The sequence below is a fragment of the Novosphingobium sediminis genome (assembly GCF_007991615.1).
GTDB classification, from domain to species: Bacteria; Pseudomonadota; Alphaproteobacteria; order Sphingomonadales; family Sphingomonadaceae; genus Novosphingobium; species Novosphingobium sediminis.
The window spans coordinates 189,010-208,005 of the sequence record NZ_BJYR01000002.1 but is presented as its reverse complement, the minus strand read 5'-3'; the positions used below and the strand labels follow the sequence as shown (position 1 = coordinate 208,005).

14 protein-coding genes are annotated in these 18,996 nt (G+C 64.3%); 3 read left to right on the top strand and 11 right to left on the bottom strand.

All coding sequences use genetic code 11. The features are described 5' to 3' along the window. Positions 1–5 precede the first annotated feature (5 nt). Genes NSE01_RS02010 through NSE01_RS02000 form a run of 3 tightly spaced genes read right to left on the bottom strand, consistent with a single transcriptional unit; the run spans position 6 to position 2,672 of the window. Positions 6–785 (bottom strand): ABC transporter ATP-binding protein, encoded by a 780-nt coding sequence (locus NSE01_RS02010; RefSeq protein ID WP_147157947.1) that lies wholly within the window; start codon positions 783–785, stop codon positions 6–8. Further along, positions 782–1,597, bottom strand: coding sequence for an ABC transporter permease (locus NSE01_RS02005; RefSeq protein ID WP_147157946.1), 816 nt, complete (start codon positions 1,595–1,597; stop codon positions 782–784). The genes NSE01_RS02010 and NSE01_RS02005 overlap by 4 nt, the downstream gene beginning before the upstream one ends. 4 nt (positions 1,598–1,601) lie before the next feature. Next, on the bottom strand, positions 1,602–2,672 hold the full coding sequence (locus NSE01_RS02000; protein ID WP_147158027.1) for a putative urea ABC transporter substrate-binding protein: 1,071 nt from the start codon (positions 2,670–2,672) through the stop codon (positions 1,602–1,604). Positions 2,673–3,443: 771 nt separating this feature from the next. Between NSE01_RS02000 and NSE01_RS01995 the strand changes: the two genes are divergently transcribed. From NSE01_RS01995 to NSE01_RS01985, 3 genes are all read left to right on the top strand, one after another. Further along, positions 3,444–5,858, top strand: coding sequence for a TonB-dependent receptor (locus tag NSE01_RS01995; RefSeq protein WP_147158026.1), 2,415 nt, complete (start codon positions 3,444–3,446; stop codon positions 5,856–5,858). A gap of 127 nt (positions 5,859–5,985) precedes the next feature. Beyond that, on the top strand, positions 5,986–6,876 hold the full coding sequence (locus NSE01_RS01990) for a sterol desaturase family protein (RefSeq protein ID WP_147157945.1): 891 nt from the start codon (positions 5,986–5,988) through the stop codon (positions 6,874–6,876). A gap of 9 nt (positions 6,877–6,885) precedes the next feature. Next, positions 6,886–8,457, top strand: a complete 1,572-nt coding sequence (locus NSE01_RS01985) for a tetratricopeptide repeat-containing sulfotransferase family protein (protein ID WP_147157944.1) — start codon at positions 6,886–6,888, stop codon at positions 8,455–8,457. Here the strand turns inward: NSE01_RS01985 and NSE01_RS01980 are convergent. From NSE01_RS01980 to NSE01_RS01945, 8 genes are all read right to left on the bottom strand, one after another. Then, positions 8,450–10,834 carry a glycoside hydrolase family 3 protein gene (locus tag NSE01_RS01980; RefSeq protein WP_307725961.1) on the bottom strand — a complete coding sequence of 795 codons (2,385 nt, stop codon included), beginning with the start codon at positions 10,832–10,834 and terminating at the stop codon, positions 8,450–8,452. The genes NSE01_RS01985 and NSE01_RS01980 overlap by 8 nt on opposite strands. An 81-nt stretch (positions 10,835–10,915) precedes the next feature. Beyond that, a complete protein-coding gene (locus NSE01_RS01975) occupies positions 10,916–12,142 on the bottom strand; it encodes an MFS transporter (RefSeq protein WP_246134982.1) in 1,227 nt (408 codons plus the stop codon). Then, entirely contained in the window at positions 12,135–13,199 is a 1,065-nt protein-coding gene (locus NSE01_RS01970) for a LacI family DNA-binding transcriptional regulator (RefSeq protein ID WP_147157943.1), read from the bottom strand. Before NSE01_RS01970 ends, NSE01_RS01975 begins: the two co-directional genes overlap by 8 nt. Before the next feature lie 4 nt (positions 13,200–13,203). Further along, complete coding sequence (locus NSE01_RS01965) at positions 13,204–14,172, bottom strand: glycoside hydrolase family 16 protein (protein ID WP_147157942.1); 969 nt, start codon at positions 14,170–14,172, stop codon at positions 13,204–13,206. Beyond that, positions 14,169–15,671, bottom strand: a complete 1,503-nt coding sequence (locus NSE01_RS01960) for a tryptophan halogenase family protein (RefSeq protein ID WP_147157941.1) — start codon at positions 15,669–15,671, stop codon at positions 14,169–14,171. The genes NSE01_RS01965 and NSE01_RS01960 overlap by 4 nt, the downstream gene beginning before the upstream one ends. Then, entirely contained in the window at positions 15,668–16,699 is a 1,032-nt protein-coding gene (locus NSE01_RS01955; protein WP_147157940.1) for a cupin-like domain-containing protein, read from the bottom strand. Before NSE01_RS01955 ends, NSE01_RS01960 begins: the two co-directional genes overlap by 4 nt. Then, positions 16,692–17,411, bottom strand: a complete 720-nt coding sequence (locus NSE01_RS01950) for a SapC family protein (protein WP_147157939.1) — start codon at positions 17,409–17,411, stop codon at positions 16,692–16,694. Before NSE01_RS01950 ends, NSE01_RS01955 begins: the two co-directional genes overlap by 8 nt. Beyond that, entirely contained in the window at positions 17,408–18,934 is a 1,527-nt protein-coding gene (locus NSE01_RS01945; protein ID WP_147157938.1) for a tryptophan halogenase family protein, read from the bottom strand. The genes NSE01_RS01950 and NSE01_RS01945 overlap by 4 nt, the downstream gene beginning before the upstream one ends. Between the last annotated feature and the right edge of the window lie 62 nt (positions 18,935–18,996).

Sequence of the window (18,996 nt, the reverse complement as noted above, 5' to 3'; positions counted from 1 at the left end):
TCCTCTCAATTCGTGGCCGCGACGGGTTCTGGGGCTGTTTCGGGTTCGGGCGCGGGGACCGGCGGTCCGCGCAAGGGCAGGTCGTAGACCGCCGTCGCGCCGTAGCGGTGCGGCGCGTGGGGATCATGCCGCCGCTTGTCGAGCGCGAGGACGCGCGTGCCGAGCGTGAAGGCTTCCTTGATGTCGTGCGTCACCATCACGACGGTGAGCGAGTAATCGCGCCACAACCGGGTGATGAGGCCGTGCATGTCGGCCCGGATACCGGGATCGAGTGCGCCGAAGGGTTCGTCGAGCAGCAGGATGCGCGGGCGCTTGATCAGCGCCTGCGCGATGGCAAGCCGTTGCTGCATGCCGCCCGACATCTGCGCCGGGTAGAGGTGGAGGCTGTCTCCAAGGCCGACGGCTTCGAGCATGGCGGTGGCTTCCGCCTCGGCCTTGCGGCGGGCCGTGCCGAACAGCCGTGCGGCAAAAGGAGCGGCAGGGCATTCGAGGCCGAACGTGACGTTCCCAAGCACGGTCATGTGCGGGAAGACCGAGTAGCGCTGGAACACGACACCGCGATCAGGTCCGCATTCTGGCTTCAGCGGCTGCCCATCGAGCAGAATCGTGCCGCGCGTGGGCGTCTCCTGCCCGAGGATCAGACGCAGCAGGCTCGACTTCCCCGCGCCCGAGGGGCCGATGATGGAGAGGAACGCGCCTTCGGCCACCTCGAGGTTGACCTTCTCGAGCACGACCTTGTCGCCGTATTCGACCCAGACGTTCTTGAGCGAGAGGAGCGCGCTCACCGGCTCTCTCCATGCGCCCAGGGGAAGGCCTTTCGGCTGAGCGCCGCGAGTGCCACATCCATCAGAATAGCGAGCAGCGCGATCCATGCGACGTAGGGGATGATGACGTCCATCGAGAGATAGCGGCGGACGAGGAAGATGCGGTAGCCAAGGCCGATGTCGGAAGCGACGGCTTCGGCGGAGATCAGAAACACCCATGCCGGGCCGAGCGCGAGGCGGATCGCCTGTAGCAGGCGCGGCATGGCCTGCGGGAGTGCGACGCGGGCGATGATCTGCCACGAATTGGCGCCGAGCGTCTCTGCCTTGATGATCTGCTCGCGCGGCAGGCTGCCGACATGCGCGGCAATGTCGCGGATCATCACCGGCGCAACGCCGATGGCGATGAGGACGACCTTGGAAGTCTCGCCAAGGCCCAAGGCGATGAACAGGACTGGGAGCAGCGCAATCGGCGGGATCACGGCAATACCGGTGACGAGCGGGCTCAGCGTCGCCCGGATTGGCGGCAGCGCGCCGATGAGCAGCCCGAGCACGAGTGCAAACAGGGTCGCAATGCCGAGGCCGAGGCCGAGGCGCTGGAGGCTGGCAAGCGTATCGGCCCAAAACACGAGGTTGCCGGAAAGCGGATCAGGCGTGGTGAGCAGGTTCGCCATCGCGGTGAACATGCCGCCGGGCAGGGGGAGGATCTTGTCAGACGGATTGGCCGAATGCCGTGCCGCCGCCATGATCAGATAAATCACGACGAGCAGCAGGATCGGCGCACCGCCTGCGATCAGGCGGTCCCGCTTGGAAAGATGCCAATTGACCCAGCGCATCCGGTCAGATCTTCCCGTCGGCCGCGAGCTTCATGAAGCTGTCGTCGAAGCGCAGGGTGACATGGCTCGCATCGCCGAGCGTCTTGCCGCCCGGGAAGGCGATGCCGACTGCATCGGCCGAAGTGGCGCCCTTGAACAGGCCCTTGGAGAAGCTGAAGTCGCGCACGCGGGTCATCGTGGTGACGAGCGCGGGCGATTGAGCGGCGGCGACGGCGGCCTTGGGATCGGTGTAGAGGAAGGTCGTCTTGAGCTGGCTGTCGAAGGTTTCGGGCGCGGCGCCGGCTAGCTTGGCCATCGCGGCGCGCGCGGCTTTGCCGTCCGCATCCTGCTTCATCATCAGCTGGACGGTATCGTACCAGATGCCCGCGAGCGCCTTGCCGAGATCGGGATTGGCCTTGAGCGTGGCGGTGTCGACGACGAGGAGGTCGAGGATCTCGCCCGGAATGTCGGCCGAGGAGAACACCTGCGTCGCACCCGGCTGCGCGCGCATCACCGAAAGCTGCGGGTTCCACGCAACCGCGGCGGTCACATCGGGGCTGGCAAAGGCGCCGACGATATCGGCATCGGCGGTGTTGACCGTCTTCACGTCGGTCATGCCCATGCCGGCCTTTTCGAGGGCGCGGGCGAGGAGGTAGTGCGAGACCGAGAGTTCGACCAGATTGACCGAGCGGCCCTTTATCGCGCTGAGATTGGCCGCACCCTTGAGCAATACGCCGTCGTTGCCGTTGGAATAGTCGCCGAGGATCACGGCGGTCGTGTCCTTGCCGCCCGCCGCCGGAATGGTCAGCGCGTCCATGTTGGCAAGAGTGACGCCGTCGAGCTTGCCCGCAGTGTACTGGTTGATCGATTCGACGTAGTCGTTGACCTGCACAATCTTGATCTTGAGGTGGTACTTGTCTTCCCACTTCTTCACGATGCCGGCCTGCTGCGCGTATGGCCACGGCATCCAGCCGGCATAGATCGACCAGCCGATGCTGAATTCGGTTTTCTTTTCAGTGGGAGCGCTGCCGCCACCAGAACAGCCAGCAAGAGCGAGCGTGGCGGTGATGGCTACCGCAAGGAGCGAACCGGTGATCCCTCGGGCTTTCCTGGTGGGAGAGGTGGCTGACACGATTCTGTCTCCTTTCGCAGTGCAGCATTGCGAGAAACATTCTGCTTGTCCATGGCAAAATGTTACGTTCCATAAAAAACGTAATACCACCTTTGTGCAAGGTATCTCGGGCAATGCGAATCGGGGCCGGGAATCCGGGGCGTTCTGTTGATTCGCTGCAACGCCGCGATCAGCCCGGTGTGCTTCTGGCCTGCTCTTGAAGCGCTCCTTGAGTTCGGAAAAATCAAGGATTTCCGCACTGCAGCGTGAATGGGATAATACCGAGGCAACCGAGAATTATTACGCTTGACCTGTTATGTAATATCGATAGCGTAACTGAAATGTCGTACTGCTGATAGTGCATTGCGACAACAACAATGAAATTTCCAGTCAGACGATCCTGTTGTCTGGCAGCAGTATTCTGCACGATAGAGTTCGTGTGGGCAAATGTTGTGCGAGTTCGGATCTACTGTCCGAACATCAGCGGCGTTTGTTCGAGATGTAAAGGTCGGAGATCGGGCTCTTCGGGTTGAGTTGCCCCTTTGATCATCTGGCGAAGTATTGAATTCATCCGCCTCGTTAGTGGCGATGGAATGAGGGAATGACACGGTGCCAGTTCCACAAGGAGCGGCGCTCCCCGGTCACAAGGGGGAAATCAGGGACTGGATGTCACTTTGAAAAGGCTTTCACGCAGGCAACGCGGGGGCTCAAGTGACCAAGACAACTTACAAGACGACGCTGGCCAAGACGGCCCTGATGGGTGCGACGATCCTTATGGGCAGCACCGCCTTTCCCGCATTCGCGCAGATGGCTCCCGCACCAGCGAGCGACGCGCCGCAGGCTGCAGCAATCGAGGACAACAGCGCCATCGTCGTGACCGCGACGCGGCGCGCGACCTCGTTGCAGGACGTGCCGATCAACATCACCGCGGTGGGAGCCGAGCAGCTTGAACGCCAGCGCATCGACGACGTGCGCGACATCGCCGATTTCACGCCGGGCGTCACGATCGCCGATACCGGCCCGGGGAGCACCGGCACGATCGTGCTGCGCGGCCTGAACGCCTCGGATACCGACGCGACCGGCAACAGCTATGACAGCGCGCTGGGCATTTATCTTGGCGAAGTGCCGCTCTACTACGATTTCAAGATGCTCGACATCAACCGCGTCGAGACGCTGCTCGGTCCCCAGGGCACGCTTTACGGTCTCGGCACGCTGGCCGGTGCGATCCGCAACATTCCGAACCGTCCGGATACGACCAAGTGGCAGGCCGAATGGCATGGTCGCGTTTATGGCAAGAAGGAAGCATCGAAGACCGGCTATCAGGTTGACGGCGTGATCAACATTCCGATCGTCAAGGATCACATCGCCTTCCGTTCGGCGACTGGCTACTACTACGATCCTGGCTTCATCGACTATGCGCTGCTCGTGAAGACGCCGGGCGTTTCGCTGCCGCAGCCCGATGGGTTCGCTACGGTCCCGCCGACTTCGATCTCGCAGGCGGGCTATGACGCCAATCTCTATCGGCGCAAGGACCTCAACTTCGAGAAGACCTTCACCACCCGGAACCAGTTGCTGTTCCAGATCACGCCCGATCTCTCGGTCGATTTTACCTACGCCTTCCAGCACACCAAGACCGATGGCGGGCAGTACAACAGCGACTTCGTGCTCGGCACCGGCAAGTACGAAAGCGCCTCTCGCTATGCCGAGCCGGTCGATCGCCGCGCGCACCTCGCCAGCATGGAAATCAACGCCCATGTTGCCGAAATCTTCGATCTCGTATCGACGACGGCCTACACGGAAGTGAAGAACAAGCGGGTGGGCGACAACACCGACCTGCTGCTCGATCTCGATTACGACTACGAACTGTTCCCGGCCTTCACCAGCTGGAACGAGAGCGAGAATACCCGCAAGCAGTTCAACCAGGAAATCCGCCTGGTTTCCACGCACGGCGGTCCGTTCAGCTGGGTGCTCGGCGGGTTCTTCAACGAACAGAAGCTGCAGGCCGATTACCGCGAGCATGTCCCGGGCCATCCCTGGGTCGAATTCGGCACGCAGCCGAACCCCGATGAGATCGAATACGCATCCTTCAACCGCTCGAAGGTCATCGAAAAGGCCGTCTTCGGCGAAGGCACCTTCAAGATCACGCCCGAGTGGCAGGTGACGGCTGGCGGACGCTACTTCAACTATTCGTCGCTGGTTTCCGGCCGCGCGGTGACGCCGCTGCTCGGTGATCCGATCAGCCCCTACGATGCCAAGCCTGCTGGCGGCACGACCGCGAAGAGCGGCGGGGTGTGGAAGTTCAACACGTCGTACAAGTTCACCCCGGGCCTGATGGTCTATGCCACCTACAGCAAGGGTTATCGCATTGGCGGTCCCAACACCGTGGCGCCGTGCATCCTGCCGCTCAAGCCGCCGCCGTTCCAGAACGTCTGTGCGCTTCCCAACGAGCTGCAGTATGGTCCGGACTCGACCAAGAACCTCGAAGTCGGTGTTCGTGCGGAGCTGTTCAATCGCAAGCTGACGCTGAACGTGAACGCTTTCACGATCGACTGGAGCGGCATCCAGGTGGCCTCGGCGACCGTCAACGGTATCGTCGGCATCACGGTCAACGGCGGCAAGGCCAAGTCGGAAGGCTTCGATGCCTCGTTCCAGATCCGGCCGATCGATGGGCTTTCGATCCAGGGCACCTACTCCTACACCAATGCCCGGCTCACCGAAGACGTACCTGCGATCATCGCGGTGAACAGCCCGGCAGCGACCTATCCCAGCAGGCCCATCCAGTTGGATGCGCTCAAGGGTGACCGCCTGCCCGGTTCCACCAAGAATAGCGGCAGCCTCGGGGTGAACTACACCTTCCCGGTGATGGGCGGCGATTTCAGCGCGGACTGGACCGCGACCTATCGCGGCGATGTGGTGACGCGCCTTGGTTGGGACCGCGCCTATGGCGACAAGCTGCCCGGCTTCGTGCTGCACCGTGCATCGCTGAGCTGGCAGAACGATGTGTTCACCGTCGGTGTGTTCGCGAACAACATCTTCAACAAATACGCGATCACGGCGGTTTCAAACGACCGCTCGCGCGTCGGCCTGAACGACGGGGTGGTTCTGCGCTACTTGCGCAACACGGTCATCACGCCGCGCACCGTAGGGCTTGAGGTCCGCGTGAAGTACTGAGTTTGGAGAGGGTGACTGCACAAAAGGGGGCGGGGTTGATCCTCGCCCCCAATTGCGCAATCCTGCGGCAAAACAAGAAGCCGCAGGACAGGGACATAAGAAACCACAGGCGAGGAGTGGTGAAGTCATGAGTTCGGGCATCAAGAAGCTTGCGGTCGATTGCATTCCACCCGCGACAGTGGCGGCGGTGGTGGCGTTCTGGGCTTGGGCTCCGGACAGCATGATCGCCAACCCGTGGACGCTGCTTGTCGTCAACAGTGTGGTGACCGCCTTCGTGCTGGGGCTCGAACTTGTGTTCGAGAGGCATGAAGGCTGGCGGATCAACCGGCAGGAATTCTTCACCGACCTGTTCTACTTCGTGCTGATCAACACGGTCATTTCGCGGATGGCCTTTATCCTGTCCGAAGCACCGCTTCATGCGCTCAAGGAAACGTGGGGCATCGCGACCCCTTGGGTGACGGCAATGCCGTTCCTCGCGCAGGTGGCGCTGGTCGTGTTCCTTTGGGAGTTCGGCCAGTACTGGATGCACCGGCTGATGCACAATTGGGAGCCGTTCTGGCTGACCCATGCGCCGCACCACCACATCACCCAACTCAACGCGATGAAGGGCGCGGTCGGCAATCCGATCGAGCTGTTCCTCATCAGTCTCGGGATCGTGGCGCTCTTCGATGTGTCCCCGGCGGCCTATCTCTGCGCCTTCGCGGTGACCAATGTCGTGGCAACTTATGCCCATGCCAATGTGAAGAGCGATCCGCCGCTGTTCTACAGCTTCTTCTTCACCACGATCCGCCATCACAGCTTCCACCACTCGGTCGGCTATGAGAACACGCGCTGCAACTATGGCAACTCGCTGATCCTGATCGACCGCATGTTCGGCACCTACAAGGAAGGCGAAGGCATCCTCGTGGGGCAGGATGACCGCCGCCGCCTGACGATCTGGGAGCAGTTCGTGTTTCCGTTCAAGCCGCTCATCGCGATGGTGGAGCGGCGCAAGGGCTCGTCGTCGGCAGCAGGTTGATCGAACCGGGTGAAGGCTGAACCAGCCCGCATCGCCGCTGTGAGGCGGGCGTTCGCTCGCCGAGATCTGGTGGCCGCAGAGCAGCTTGGCGCCAGTGTCGTCGCGGCCTTCCCGGAAGACGCGGAAGGGCGCTTCCTGCTTGGCATGGCGCGGGCGGAAGCCGGGCGGGTAAGCGTTGGTCTGGCCGATATCGCGCAGGCGGTCGAGATCGATCCGCGCGGGGATTACCGGGCACAGTTGGCGCGGTTGCAAGTCATGCTGCGGCAGGACGGGGCGGCGGCGCAGACGCTGGCCGCCGCTGAACGCGCGCCGCCTGATGATGCGCTGGGGCGTGACACCATGGGCTGCGTCTATGCCCGCCTCGGCGAACATGCCGCTTCGGTGCCGCATTTCCGGGAGGCGGTGCGGCTTGCGCCGGGCAACGCGTCGTTTCGCTACAATCTTGCGGCGGCGCTCAACTTCATTGGCGATATCGATGGGGCTGAGGCTGCGGCCGAAGCACTGCTGGCGGTCGATCCCGATTACGCGCGGGGGCATCACCTGCTGGCGAGCCTGCGCAAGCAGACCGCCGCGAGCAATCATGTCAAACGCCTCGAAGCGGCGCTGGAGCGGGCGGATGGCGGCGATGCGCGTCTTCTGATCGGCTACGCGCTAGCAAAGGAGCTCGACGATCTGGGTGAGCAGCAGGCGGCCTTTGCGCGGCTTGCCGCCACCAATGCCGAGCACCGTGCACGGTTGCCTTATACCTTTGCACGGGATGCGGCGAACTTCGATGCGATCGAGCGCGTCTGGCCGCGTGTCGCGGCGGCGACAGTGAACAGGGCGGCGCAGGATTCGCCGATCTTCGTGATCGGCATGCCGCGAACGGGAACGACGCTGGTCGACCGGATCCTCTCCTCACACCCCGCAGTGTGGAGCGCGGGCGAACTTCAGGCCATGCCGCTCGCGGTCAAGATGGCATCGGGCACGCGCAGCCGTACGGTGCTCGACGTCGATACCATCGAAGCAGGTGCCACCGCGGACCTTGGTGCGATCGGTCGAGATTACCTTGCGCGCGCACGAACCCACGCCGGAGCGCGGCAGGGCCGGTTCACTGACAAGTTTCCCGGGAATTTCCAATATGCCGGGTTCATCGCACGGGCGCTGCCGCAGGCACGGATCGTGTGCCTGCGCCGCCATCCGCTCGACACGGTGCTGGCAAACTTCCGCAATCTCTTCGCGATTTCCTCGCGCTATTACGACTACAGCTACGACCTGATGGATATCGCGCGGTACTACGTGCGGTTCGATCGGCTGATGGCGTTCTGGCGTGAGGCGCTGCCGGGCCGCATTCTGGAACTGGGCTACGAAGATCTCGTGGCCAATCAGGAGGGCGAGACGCGGGCGCTGCTGGCGCATTGCGATCTGCCTTGGGACGAGGCCTGCCTCGATTTCCACCGCAATACGGCCCCGGTATCGACACCGAGCGCGGCGCAAGTGCGGCGGCCGATGTACAAGGACGCCGTGGCGCGCTGGAAAGCGCACCGGGACGTGCTCGCCCCGGTGATCGCCTATTTCGAAGCCGAAGGTATCGCTATTTAGCCGGGCAGGCGATCGTCTGGCCGACGCCTTCGATGCTGGCGCCGCGCAAGGTGAGCGAAAGGCCCTTGTCACCCGCGATGCGCAGCGGTGTGCCTACCGCCTTGAAGCTTGCGCCGGCCTCGAGGAAGCAGCGCAGCGGGATGCGCACCGTCAGCGGGCCGACCGGCGGGCTGATCTTGAGCGTCGCGCCGGCCATGGTCACCGCAATGGGACCGGCGGCGGCATCGAGGCGGCCATCGAGTTTGAGCGCGAACTCCTCGTCCAGCTGGCGCATGAGATCGACCGGGGGGCCGTCGATGCCGATGGCACCGGTCTCGCTCCACGAGAACTGCTGCGCATCTTCCTGCGCTCCCAGATCGACCGCGTGTGCCGCGATGCCCGGATCGAGGCTGAGGTGCCACGGCGAGGGAACCTTGCCGAGCGCGAAGTAGACGCCTTCGCTGGCCGAGGCGACGAGATCGACCTTGGGGTCTTCGTTGACCGTGCCGACAACTGCCTTGCTGGCATAGGTCAAGCCGTAGCCCGCCGCGAACAGCGGGGTCTTGACCGGTGAGACGGCGTCTGCGGGCCAGGGGAAGGGGAGCTTGCCGGTGAAGCCGCGCGCCGGCTTGCCATCTTTGCGCGCAACGAGGACGTCGGCGACGCCTTCGCCCTGCGAGCCGGGAAGCCAGGCGGCAACGAACGCATCCGAGGCATTGATTTCGGGACCGGCAAACAGCGGGCGGCCCGAGAGGAAGACCGAGACGACCTTGACCCCTTGCGCCTTGAGTTTTGCCAGCAGCGCCTTTTCGCCCGCATGTTCGCGGAAGGCGAGATTGGGCATGTCGCCCTGGAATTCGGCGTAGGGCTGCTCACCATAGACGACGACGGCGACATCGGGTTTTTCGCTGAAGTTGCCATCAGCCGAGATGGCCGCGCTGCCACCGGCGTCCTTGACCGCTGCAACGATAGCGCGGCCGATTGTCTGGCCCTTGGGGAAATCTGCGGCGGTGGTGTCGGTGCCCTGCCAGGTGATCGTCCAGCCGCCCGCCTGCATCGCCATGCTGTCTGCGCCGGGACCGGCGATCAGCACCTTGGCGCCGGGGCGCAGGGGCAGCACGCCGCCATTGTTCTTGAGGAGCACGAGCGACTTCGCCGCTGCCTCGCGCGCGACGGCGAGGTGAGCATCGGCACCGACGATCGACGGGTTGCCGCGATCAACCGGGTTCACGCCGAGAAGGCCAAGCTTGGCCTTCACGCGCAGGATCCGGGCGACGGCATCGTCGATCCGCGCCATCGGCAGCGTGCCGTCCTTGGCCTCACGCACGGTCGCTTCGAAAAGGCCCTTCCAGCTGTTCGGCGCCATCGCGAGGTCGAGACCGGCGGTAAAAGTCTTGGGGCAATCGGTGACGCTGCAGCCGGGGATCTGGCCGTGGCCGTTCCAATCACCCACGACGAGGCCCTCGAAGCCCATGCGGCCCTTGAGAACGTCGGTCAGCAGCGAGCGGTTGCCGTGGTTCTTGGCGCCGTTCCAGCTCGAGAAGCTGGCCATGACGGTGAGCGCCCCGGCGTTGATCGCGGGCGGATAGCCCTGCGCATGGCGGGCAACAAGCTCGCGTTCGGAAATCAGCGCGTCGCCCTGGTCCTTGCCGCCATCGGTGCCGCCATCGGCAAGGTAATGCTTGGCGGTAGCTGCAACGCGGTCTGCCGGGATCGGCTTGCCGGGCGCGAGCGGACCCTGCAGGCCCACGGTCATCGCCTTGGCGTAGCTGGCGACGAGCGCGGGATCCGCAGCGTATCCTTCATAGCTGCGGCCCCAGCGCAGATCCTGCGGGACGGCAAGAGTGGGCGCGAAGGTCCAGTCGATGCCGCTTGCGGCGACTTCGATGGCGGTCACTTCACCGATGCGCTGGATCAGCGCGGGGTCATGTGCGGCGCCGAGGCCGATGTTGTGCGGGAAAAGCGTCGCGCCGGGGAGGTTCGAATGGCCATGGACTGCGTCGATCCCGAAAAGGATCGGGATTCCGGCGCCGGCCTTCGCGGAGGCCTTGCGGAATTCATGCACCAGCTTCGACCATTTGGCTGCATCGCCGCGCTCATCGCCGTAGGGGCCCGAATTGCCGCCAGCGAGGATTGAGCCGAGCGGATACTTGGCGAGGTCTTCAGGGGTGATCGCGCTGATGTCCGCCTGGATCATCTGCCCGATCTTTTCCTCAAGCGTCATTGCCGCGATCATGCGGGCAATGCGGCGCTCGGTGGCAGGGCTGGTGATCGTCGCCGGGCTGTGCGCAGCGGGCCAAAGCGCAGGATGCGCGGTGCTGGAGCTTTCGGCAGGTGCCGCCAGAACGCTTCCCGAAGCCAGCAACATGGCTGCCAAAAGCGCGCGCCGAACCATCATTCTCACCCTTCCCGTTTTTCTTCTGTGAACGTTCTCAAGGTGGTTCGTCGCATGAGAAAGCATCAAAATCAAGCGTAGGTTTCAGATATTGGAGTCCGGATTGGCGCGAAGTCCGGCCAGCAATGCTGCAGCAACAAGCGCAAGTGCGGCAAACAGCAGAAACAGGCCGGAAAATCCGAACCAGGGCACCAGCGCGAGGGTAAACCACGGCATCACCAGCGAAGGCATGGTGTTGGTGAGATTGAACAAGCCAAGATCGCGGCCGCGGCGATTGCTGTCTGGCAAAGTGCGCAAGGTCTGCGCGGAATGGAGCGCAAGGAAGATCGATGTCGAGAATCCGAAGATCGCATAGCTGACGATGCCGGCCGTCACGCTGTGCGCGAGCGCCATGCCGACAAGGCCAATCGGTGCGACCAGCGTGCACACGACGAGCGGCAGGAAGGGATGTTCGCTGCGATCCGCCCAGCGGCCAGCCAAAAGTGCTGCGGGCGCAGAAAGCACGAGGACGAGGCTGAATACGCGGGCGGTGAGGTGATCCTCCACCGCGGGATCGATTGAGCGCAGCCACAGATAGAGAAACGAGAACAGCGCCGCTTCCGCGACCTGCACAAGCAGGCGCGCGGCCCACATCCGAACGGCAGCGCTGCGCCTGATGCGCTGCTGTGAAGCGGCGGGCATGGCATCGGTGGGTGCAGCACGCTTGGGTGTGCGATTGCCCAGCAGGAGCACCGGGATCACCGCAGCGGCAACGGCGACCGCAACCAGCACGAGGCGGCCATCGGGTGTCGCGAGGCCGGGAATGGTGACCAGCGTACCAGCCAGCGCGCCAAGCCCCGGTGCGAAGGCAAGGAGGCCTCCGAGAAGCCCCTTCTGGCAATCGGGTACGCAATCTGCACCCCACGCTGCCAGCGGGGCGAGCATCATGTTGAGGCCGAGCTGCCAGAGCACGACGATCACGACGATATCGCGCAAATTGCCTGCTGTCGGGATGACAAGCAGCAGCACGCAGGAGAGCGCGAGGCCCATCGCCGCCCAAGGCCTGCGCATGCCGGTCACATCGCTGAGCCAGCCGAACAGGATATGGCCGATGCTCGCCGAGATGGCACCGCAGAAGGCAATTGCGGAAAGCCAGAGGATCGCCGGTTCCCCCGGCGCAAGTGCGGCGACGCGCACTGGCAGGAGGATCGTCAGGAAGGGGACATAGGCAATCGATCCGCCGGCCCAGGCCAGCGCATAGAGCACGAGGAACCACAGCGGTTGGCGTGCCGGGGGCTGGTGCAGCTGGGCCGCGCCGGGCTGTTCAGGCACTCACGGTTTGCCTGGCATCGGCAACCGAACCACGCGCGACGAGGCTCGCGGGGATTACGGTCACTGCCTCGGGCAGGTGGTCGCCCTTCTGCGCCGCGATGATCAGTTCGACCGCCTTTGAGGCCGTGGCGGCGATGGGCTGGTCGATTGCGGTGAGCGGGGGCTGGGTGAACTGCATCATCGGCGTGTTGTCGAAGCTGACGAGCGAGAGATCGCGCGGCACGGCGAGGCCGTTTTGCCGGGCCACTTCGAGCGTGGCGAGCGCCATCTGATCGCTGCTGGCGATGATCGCGGTGGGCGGCTCGGGCAAGGCGAGGAGGGCGCGGGCAGCGCGCTCGCCCGAAGCATAGCTGAAATCACCCGCGTGCAGCAGGCCATCGGTGGGGAGGCCGGCTTCGGCCATCGCCAGCTTCCAGCCATCGACGCGCCAGCCGCTGAGGTTGTATTCCGCAGCGCCCGCAATGAAGCCGATGCGGCGATGGCCGTGATCGACGAGATAGCGCGTTGCTGTGGCAGCCGCGCCTTCGTCGTCCATCAGGATCGGCATGCCCGCATCGCGCGCCTTTGAGCCGATCCGGGCGAAGGGGATCTGCTGCTCCGCCAGACAGCGCACGATCTGCGGGTTATCCGAGTGCGGCGGCGTTAGGATGATGCCATCGGGCTGCAACGCCGCGATTGCCGCAAGCAGTTCGCGCTCCACATGGTCGCTATGCGTATCGACCAGTTCGACGATCATGCGGTAGCCGTGCTCGGCGCACTTGAGCATCCCGCCGAGCAGCATCTGGTCGACCCAGTCCGTGCCCTGCCGCGCGCGCCAATCGGCAATCGTGCGGTCGCGGTCATTGAGCGCGAGAATCAGGTAGGAACGCGATCCGCTCATCCGCTGGGCGGCGATCGAAGGCACATAGCCGAGGCGCGTGATGGCCTCCTGCACGCGTTCCTTGAGTTCGGGGCGGACGTTCGGCTCGTTGTTGATGACGCGGCTTACGGTCTGGAGCGATACCCCGACATCTGCCGCAACGTGCCTGATCGTGACCGCCTGACGACGCCTCGCCATGCGCTTACTTGCCCCCTTCTTGTGCCGACGACGCTGCAGTTGCTGCAGTCATCGTGGAGGCCGCCGGCGTGCTGCTGGCGGTCTGCGGAGGCTTCTGCCAGACACGGACCCAATCGATCAAGAAGCGCTTGGGAAAATTGCTATCCGACACGCCCTTTAGCCCGCGCGATTCCGCGAGGCCGCCGCCGAATGCAAGATTGAGGATCAGGTGGAATGGCTGATCGAAAGGCGCACCGGGTGAGGTGGAACCAGACGTGAACCAGTCGCTCTGCTTGCGAACGGCATAGGTTTCGCCGTCGAATTGCCAGATGATCTGATCCGGCTGCCATTCGATGGCATAAGTGTGAAAGCCCGCAAGAACGGCGGGCTTGTGGACTTCGTTACCCTTGTGCGTGTTGTTCGGCCAGGGCTTGCCGAAGTGCAAGGTGCCCAGGATCGTGTCTTCCTTGCCGGCCGGGCAATCCTTGCATGGTACGCCGAGATTGACCGCTTCGAGGATGTCGATTTCCCCCGAGGCAGCCCACGGCCCATATGTGTTGGCTTCGGGCAGCATCCAGATGGCCGGCCAGGTGCCTTGGCCCTGAGGCAGGCTGGCGCGCACTTCGATGCGGCCATAGCGCCATGACGCCTTGCCGTGCGTGGAGAGGCGGGCGGAGGAATAGTCGCGCTTGACGAGTTCGCCGGGCTTGGCCGGATTGGCGCGTTGGCTGGCGGGAAGGGCAGGGCCGGTGACGTTTTCACGCAGCGCGGAGATTACCAGTGCGCCGTCCACGATGCGGGCGTTGCTCGGCCGGTCGGAGTAGCACTGGCGCTCGTTGTTGCCGCCGCCCCAGCAGTCGACATCGAAGCTCCACTTCGAGGCATCGATGGCGGGGCCGCTAAATTCGTCGGACCACACGAGCTGCCAATCGGGCGCCGCTGCGGCTGGCAGCGGCACGGCAAGTGCAGCGAAGGCGAGCAGCCGCCGGATCATGCCGCGCGCGCTTCCTGAGCACCGCAATATTGCGCGACATAGGCATGGTGGTCAGGCAGACCCGCGACCGTCTTTGCCACGCTCTCGCGCAGTCCCGAAAGGAGGTGTGCAAGCTCCGCGTCAGAGAGCTTGGTGGCAACCGGGTGGTAGCTTCTGGGCATGATGCCCTGACCCATCATCACCTGCACCCAGCTGTTTTCGACGAACAACTCCTCGTTCTTGCGGAAGACGCGGCCGGTTTCGCGGAACAGTTCGATCTTGTGGGTGAGGCTTTCGGGGATGTCCATCCCGGCACACTGGCGCCAGAACGGGCTGTCGCGCCGGTCCGTCGCCTTGTAGTGCAGGATCAGGAAGTCGCGGATCTGCTCCATGTCGGTGTGCTGCTGATCGTTGAATTCGGCAACGTCGCGCGGGCTGATTTCGCCTGCGGGGAGCATCCGCACCACTCGCAGGATCGCGCGCTGGATAAGGTGGATACTGGTCGATTCCAGCGGTTCCATGAAGCCGCCGGAAAGGCCGATTGCGACGCAGTTGCGGTGCCACTGCTTGCGCCGCGCGCCGGTAGTGAAGCGGATCACGTTGGGCTTGGTCAGCACTTCGCCCTCGACGGTGGTCAGGAGCCGGTCGAGCGCGGCGTCCTTGTCGAGATAGCGACTGCAGTAGACGATGCCGTTGCCCTGCCGGTGCTGCAACGGAATGCGCCACTGCCAGCCCGCATCATGCGCGATGGCGCGGGTGTAGGGTACGGGCGGGCGTACGCTGGCGGTCTGCACGGCGATGGCGGAATCGCAGGGAAGCCAGTGCGTCCAGTCGTCGTACCCGACATGGAGCGCGCCTTCCATCAGGAGCGCGCGGAAGCCGGTGCAATCAAGGAACAGATCGCCTTCGACGCGTTGGCCGGATTCGAGCAGCAGCGCGGCGATGTCGCCGGTTTCGGGATGGAGCTGAACCTCGGCGATCTTTCCTTCCACGCGGCGGCAGCCGTCGGCTTCTGCCAGCTTGCGGAGGAACACGGCGTAGAGGCCGGAATCGAGCTGGTACGCATAGTTGATGCGGTTGTCCGGCAGGTGCGCAAACCGTGACTTCATTGCGGCCTGCAGTTCGATGCAGTAGTCGTCGTAGCTCGCTTCGTGGCCCTTGGTCAGGCCGTGCATCCAGAAGTGCTGGAACCCGGCGCTCCAGTGGTCGCGGCCGGTGGTGCCGAAGGAGTGGAAGTAGTTTTCGCCCTGGACGCGCCAGTTCTCGAAATTGATGCCAAGCTTGAAGGTAGCCTGCGTGGCACGCATGAAATCGGCCTCGCCAATGCCGAGCAGGCGGTTGTAGGCAACCAGCGGCGGGATCGTGCTTTCGCCTACGCCGATCGTGCCGATGGCTTCGGATTCGACCAGCGTCAGTTCGATCGCATCGCCCATCGTACGGGCGAGGGCGGCAGCCGCCATCCAGCCTGCGGTTCCGCCACCGGCGATGACGATGCGGCGCTTGGCGTGAGTTTCGGTCATTTGCTCAGTGTCCTTAGCAGGAAGGAACGCAGGCGGCCGGCGGCGGCAGGATCAAGTGGATCCAGAATGCCGCGGCCACCTTCGGGGATATGGGCGGTAACCTCGGGGCCGTTCTCGAAAACGTAGTAGTCGAACAGGGCGCGCCAGACGGCCTTGTCTTCGGCCGGCAGGTCGCGGATCGAGAGGATCGCGTGGTTGAGCGCGTCCTGCGGTTGGCCGAGCCAGCGCGGGGTATCGCGCCACCAGTAGTTCATCAGAATGTTGAACGGGGCGAGGCCCTCCACGTGGTGCCACCACATCGAAGGGATGAACAGCGCGTCTCCCGGCTCGAGCACGGCGACCTGGGCATGGGTCAGCGCTTCGGCAAAGCGGGGGTGCAGATCAAGATCCGGCGCGTGGAAATCGACCATCGAGACGGCGCGGCCTGCCGGCGTGTTGTCGATCGGGCCGAGGTGCAGGTTGGCGAACTGGTCGGGCGGGAACAGCGTAAAACGGCGGCGACCTGCGGCGCAGCAGGCGAGGTTGTCGGGAAAGTCGTTGTGGGCAGCGATGCGGGTTGGAGTGCCGATCCACAAGCTGACAATCGGCTCCCGGCTGCCCAGATCAATGGCGTTTTCCGCCGCGACGGTGGTGAAATGGGTCGGCACATCGATCGAGCCGAGGTAGATTGCCGGAGCGTCGGCGCGGCCTTCGTTGGCATCCATGCCGCCGAAGATGTCAGCCAATTTGCCCCGCGCCTCGCGGAAGTTCATCTCCATGTCGGCGCCGTAGAACAGGCGGCCGTCCTTCCCCGGTTGCCCGAGGGAAACGGCGAAAGGAACCGGGCGGGCGCGTTCCACCAGATAGGCACGGGCCGCGCTGGCCGAGGCAAGGCCGGCCTGCACCAGCGGCCATTCGCGGACGAGGTCGCGGATCACGAAAGGCGTGCGCGCACCTTGCAGCAAGGCATCAAGCGCGCCGGCATCGGCTGCCGCGCGCTCTTCCACCGCAGGCATTGCGGCGAAGATCGAGGCGTCGGCCTCAGCCAAGCGCGATCCTGCGGTTTTTGCGCGCGACGAGCCCGCCGAACTGCGCAAGGCTGGCGAGCACCATGTAGATGCGGGCGAGGTGCCCCTCGGCCATCAGCGCGGCGAGCGCATCGCCATCGAGCGCCGAAAGCCGCTCCTCGTGGATGGTCTGGAAGCCGACGAGCGTCTGCACCGAACCATTGTCGAGCGTGACTTCGAGACTGAACGGCTCAACCAGTTCGTAGGTTTCGAGCGCCGTGAAGAAGGCGTCGCTTTCGTGCCAGGAGTAATCGAGATCGCCGAGCATGTTGGCGACTGCCTCCAGATAGGGCGTGGCCGTGCCGGTATCATCGAACACGCGCATGCCTTCTCCGGTGGCGGAAACGCGCGCGTGACCCATATCGACATGGACCTGCGGCGGGGCGCCCTCTTCGGCGGCGCGGCCGATCAGGAAGGGCTGCACCGCATGCGCCATCGGGCGATAGCGCGCTTCCCAGGTGCTGCCGTTCAGGAACAGGTTCTCGCCCGCTTCGAAGCCGAACAGGGCCAGCGCGGCGAGCTTGCCGGTCTCGGCATCGCGGCGGAAGACGATGGGATAGTGCGCCTGCACTTCGCGGAATTCGGCCGGCATGGCGAGGCTGGCCATGACGTTATCGCCGAATTCGGCACCGGCTTCGGTGTGGATGCGAAGCTGGGCGTGATCGGCGGGATTGAGAATCTGGTGCTGGCTCATGCAGGTATCCTGGCTGCCGGGCTTTGCGCGGCGAGACGATCGAGATAGTCGCGGGTCGTGGGCAGCGCGGCGGCAAGCGCGCGCGACTTGACGGTGATTTCGGCGAGGCGTGCGGGCGAGGGCACCGCGCCATGCAGGGGAACGGGGATGCCCATTCCATGCAACACATATTGCTGGCTGGCGGCGGGGAACATCTCGTCGATGCGGGGGAAGTCCCAGGCCGAGGGCGGCTGCTCGCGCCACAGGACGAGGCATTCGGCAAGGCGCTGAGGGATCGTTTCGGGCGAGCGCTGGGCCAGCCAGTAGGATTCGGTCCGCTGGCTCGGCACATAATGCAGCTTGAGAAACTCGACCACGCGGTCCCAGCGGTAGCGGAACAATTCGTTGAAGCGCCCGGCGTGGATATCCATGCTGGCGCGGGAGGCCGGGAAGTTCTCCGCAAGCGCCTTGAGCGATAGTTCGATCAGCACGATGGCCGAGGCTTCGAGCGGTTCGATAAAGCCGGCGGAAAGGCCCACTGCGAGGCAATTGCCGATCCAGAAGCGGTCGCGGTGACCGGTCTTGAAGGCGAGCTTGCGCGGGGTGAGGCTGGCGGGATCGGCACCGGGAACCTTGGCGGCGACATAGCCGCGCAGCACTTCCTCAGCGCGCTCGTCCGAAAGAAAACGTGAGGCGTAGACGCAGCCAATGCCGCGGCGGGTCGGCAATCCGATGTCCCACAACCAGCCCGCTTCGTGCGCAGTGCCGATGGTCTGCGCGGCAATGGGGCTGCCGGGCTCGACCGGAACCTGAACTGCGAGCGCGCGGTCGTTGAAAGAGACATCCGAGCGGTCGATCCAGCCTGCGCCGCATTCGCCCGCGATCAGGATTGCCGCCTGCCCCGAACAATCGAGGAAAAGATCGCCTTCCAGCGCTTCGCCATCACGCAGCATGAGTGCAGCGATATCCCCATTTGCTGCGCGGCTGACCCCGATAACGTGCGCAGCAATCCGCGTGACACCAAGGCGTCCGACACCATGACGCATGAGAAGCGCGGCGAATTTTCCGGCATCGAGGTGATAGCCGTAGTTCAAGGCGCCCGCATAATCCGGCATCGCGCGCTGACGCGGTGCAAGGTTGGCGGCGCAGATGGCGTGCTGCGGGGTGATGGCCGCAGCAAACGGTCCTTGCTTTCCGCCAGCCTGCCACGCAGCCGCGAGTTCGCGCATCTCTGCGGCAGGCGGCGCGCTGAAGGGATGGAGGTAGCTGTCTTCGGCTGAACCATCGCGCCAGCCATCGAAGCGTGAGCCTTGCTTGAACGCCGCATCGCACTGCTCGAGGAATTCCGCCTCGGGAATGCCAATTGTTGCCAGCGTCTCACGCATGGTCGGCCAAGTGCCTTCGCCGACGCCGATGGTCGGGATATCTGGCGCCTCGACCAACGTAATGCGCTTGCCCGGCAGCCGCGCCGCAAGCAGGCACGCAGACAGCCATCCGGCGGTTCCGCCGCCGACGATCACGATATGCTGGACCGCGTTGCTCATGCCCTTGCGACCTTAGCGCAATTAGCCGGGGTTACCAAAACGAAGAGCCGCACCGCTTTTGG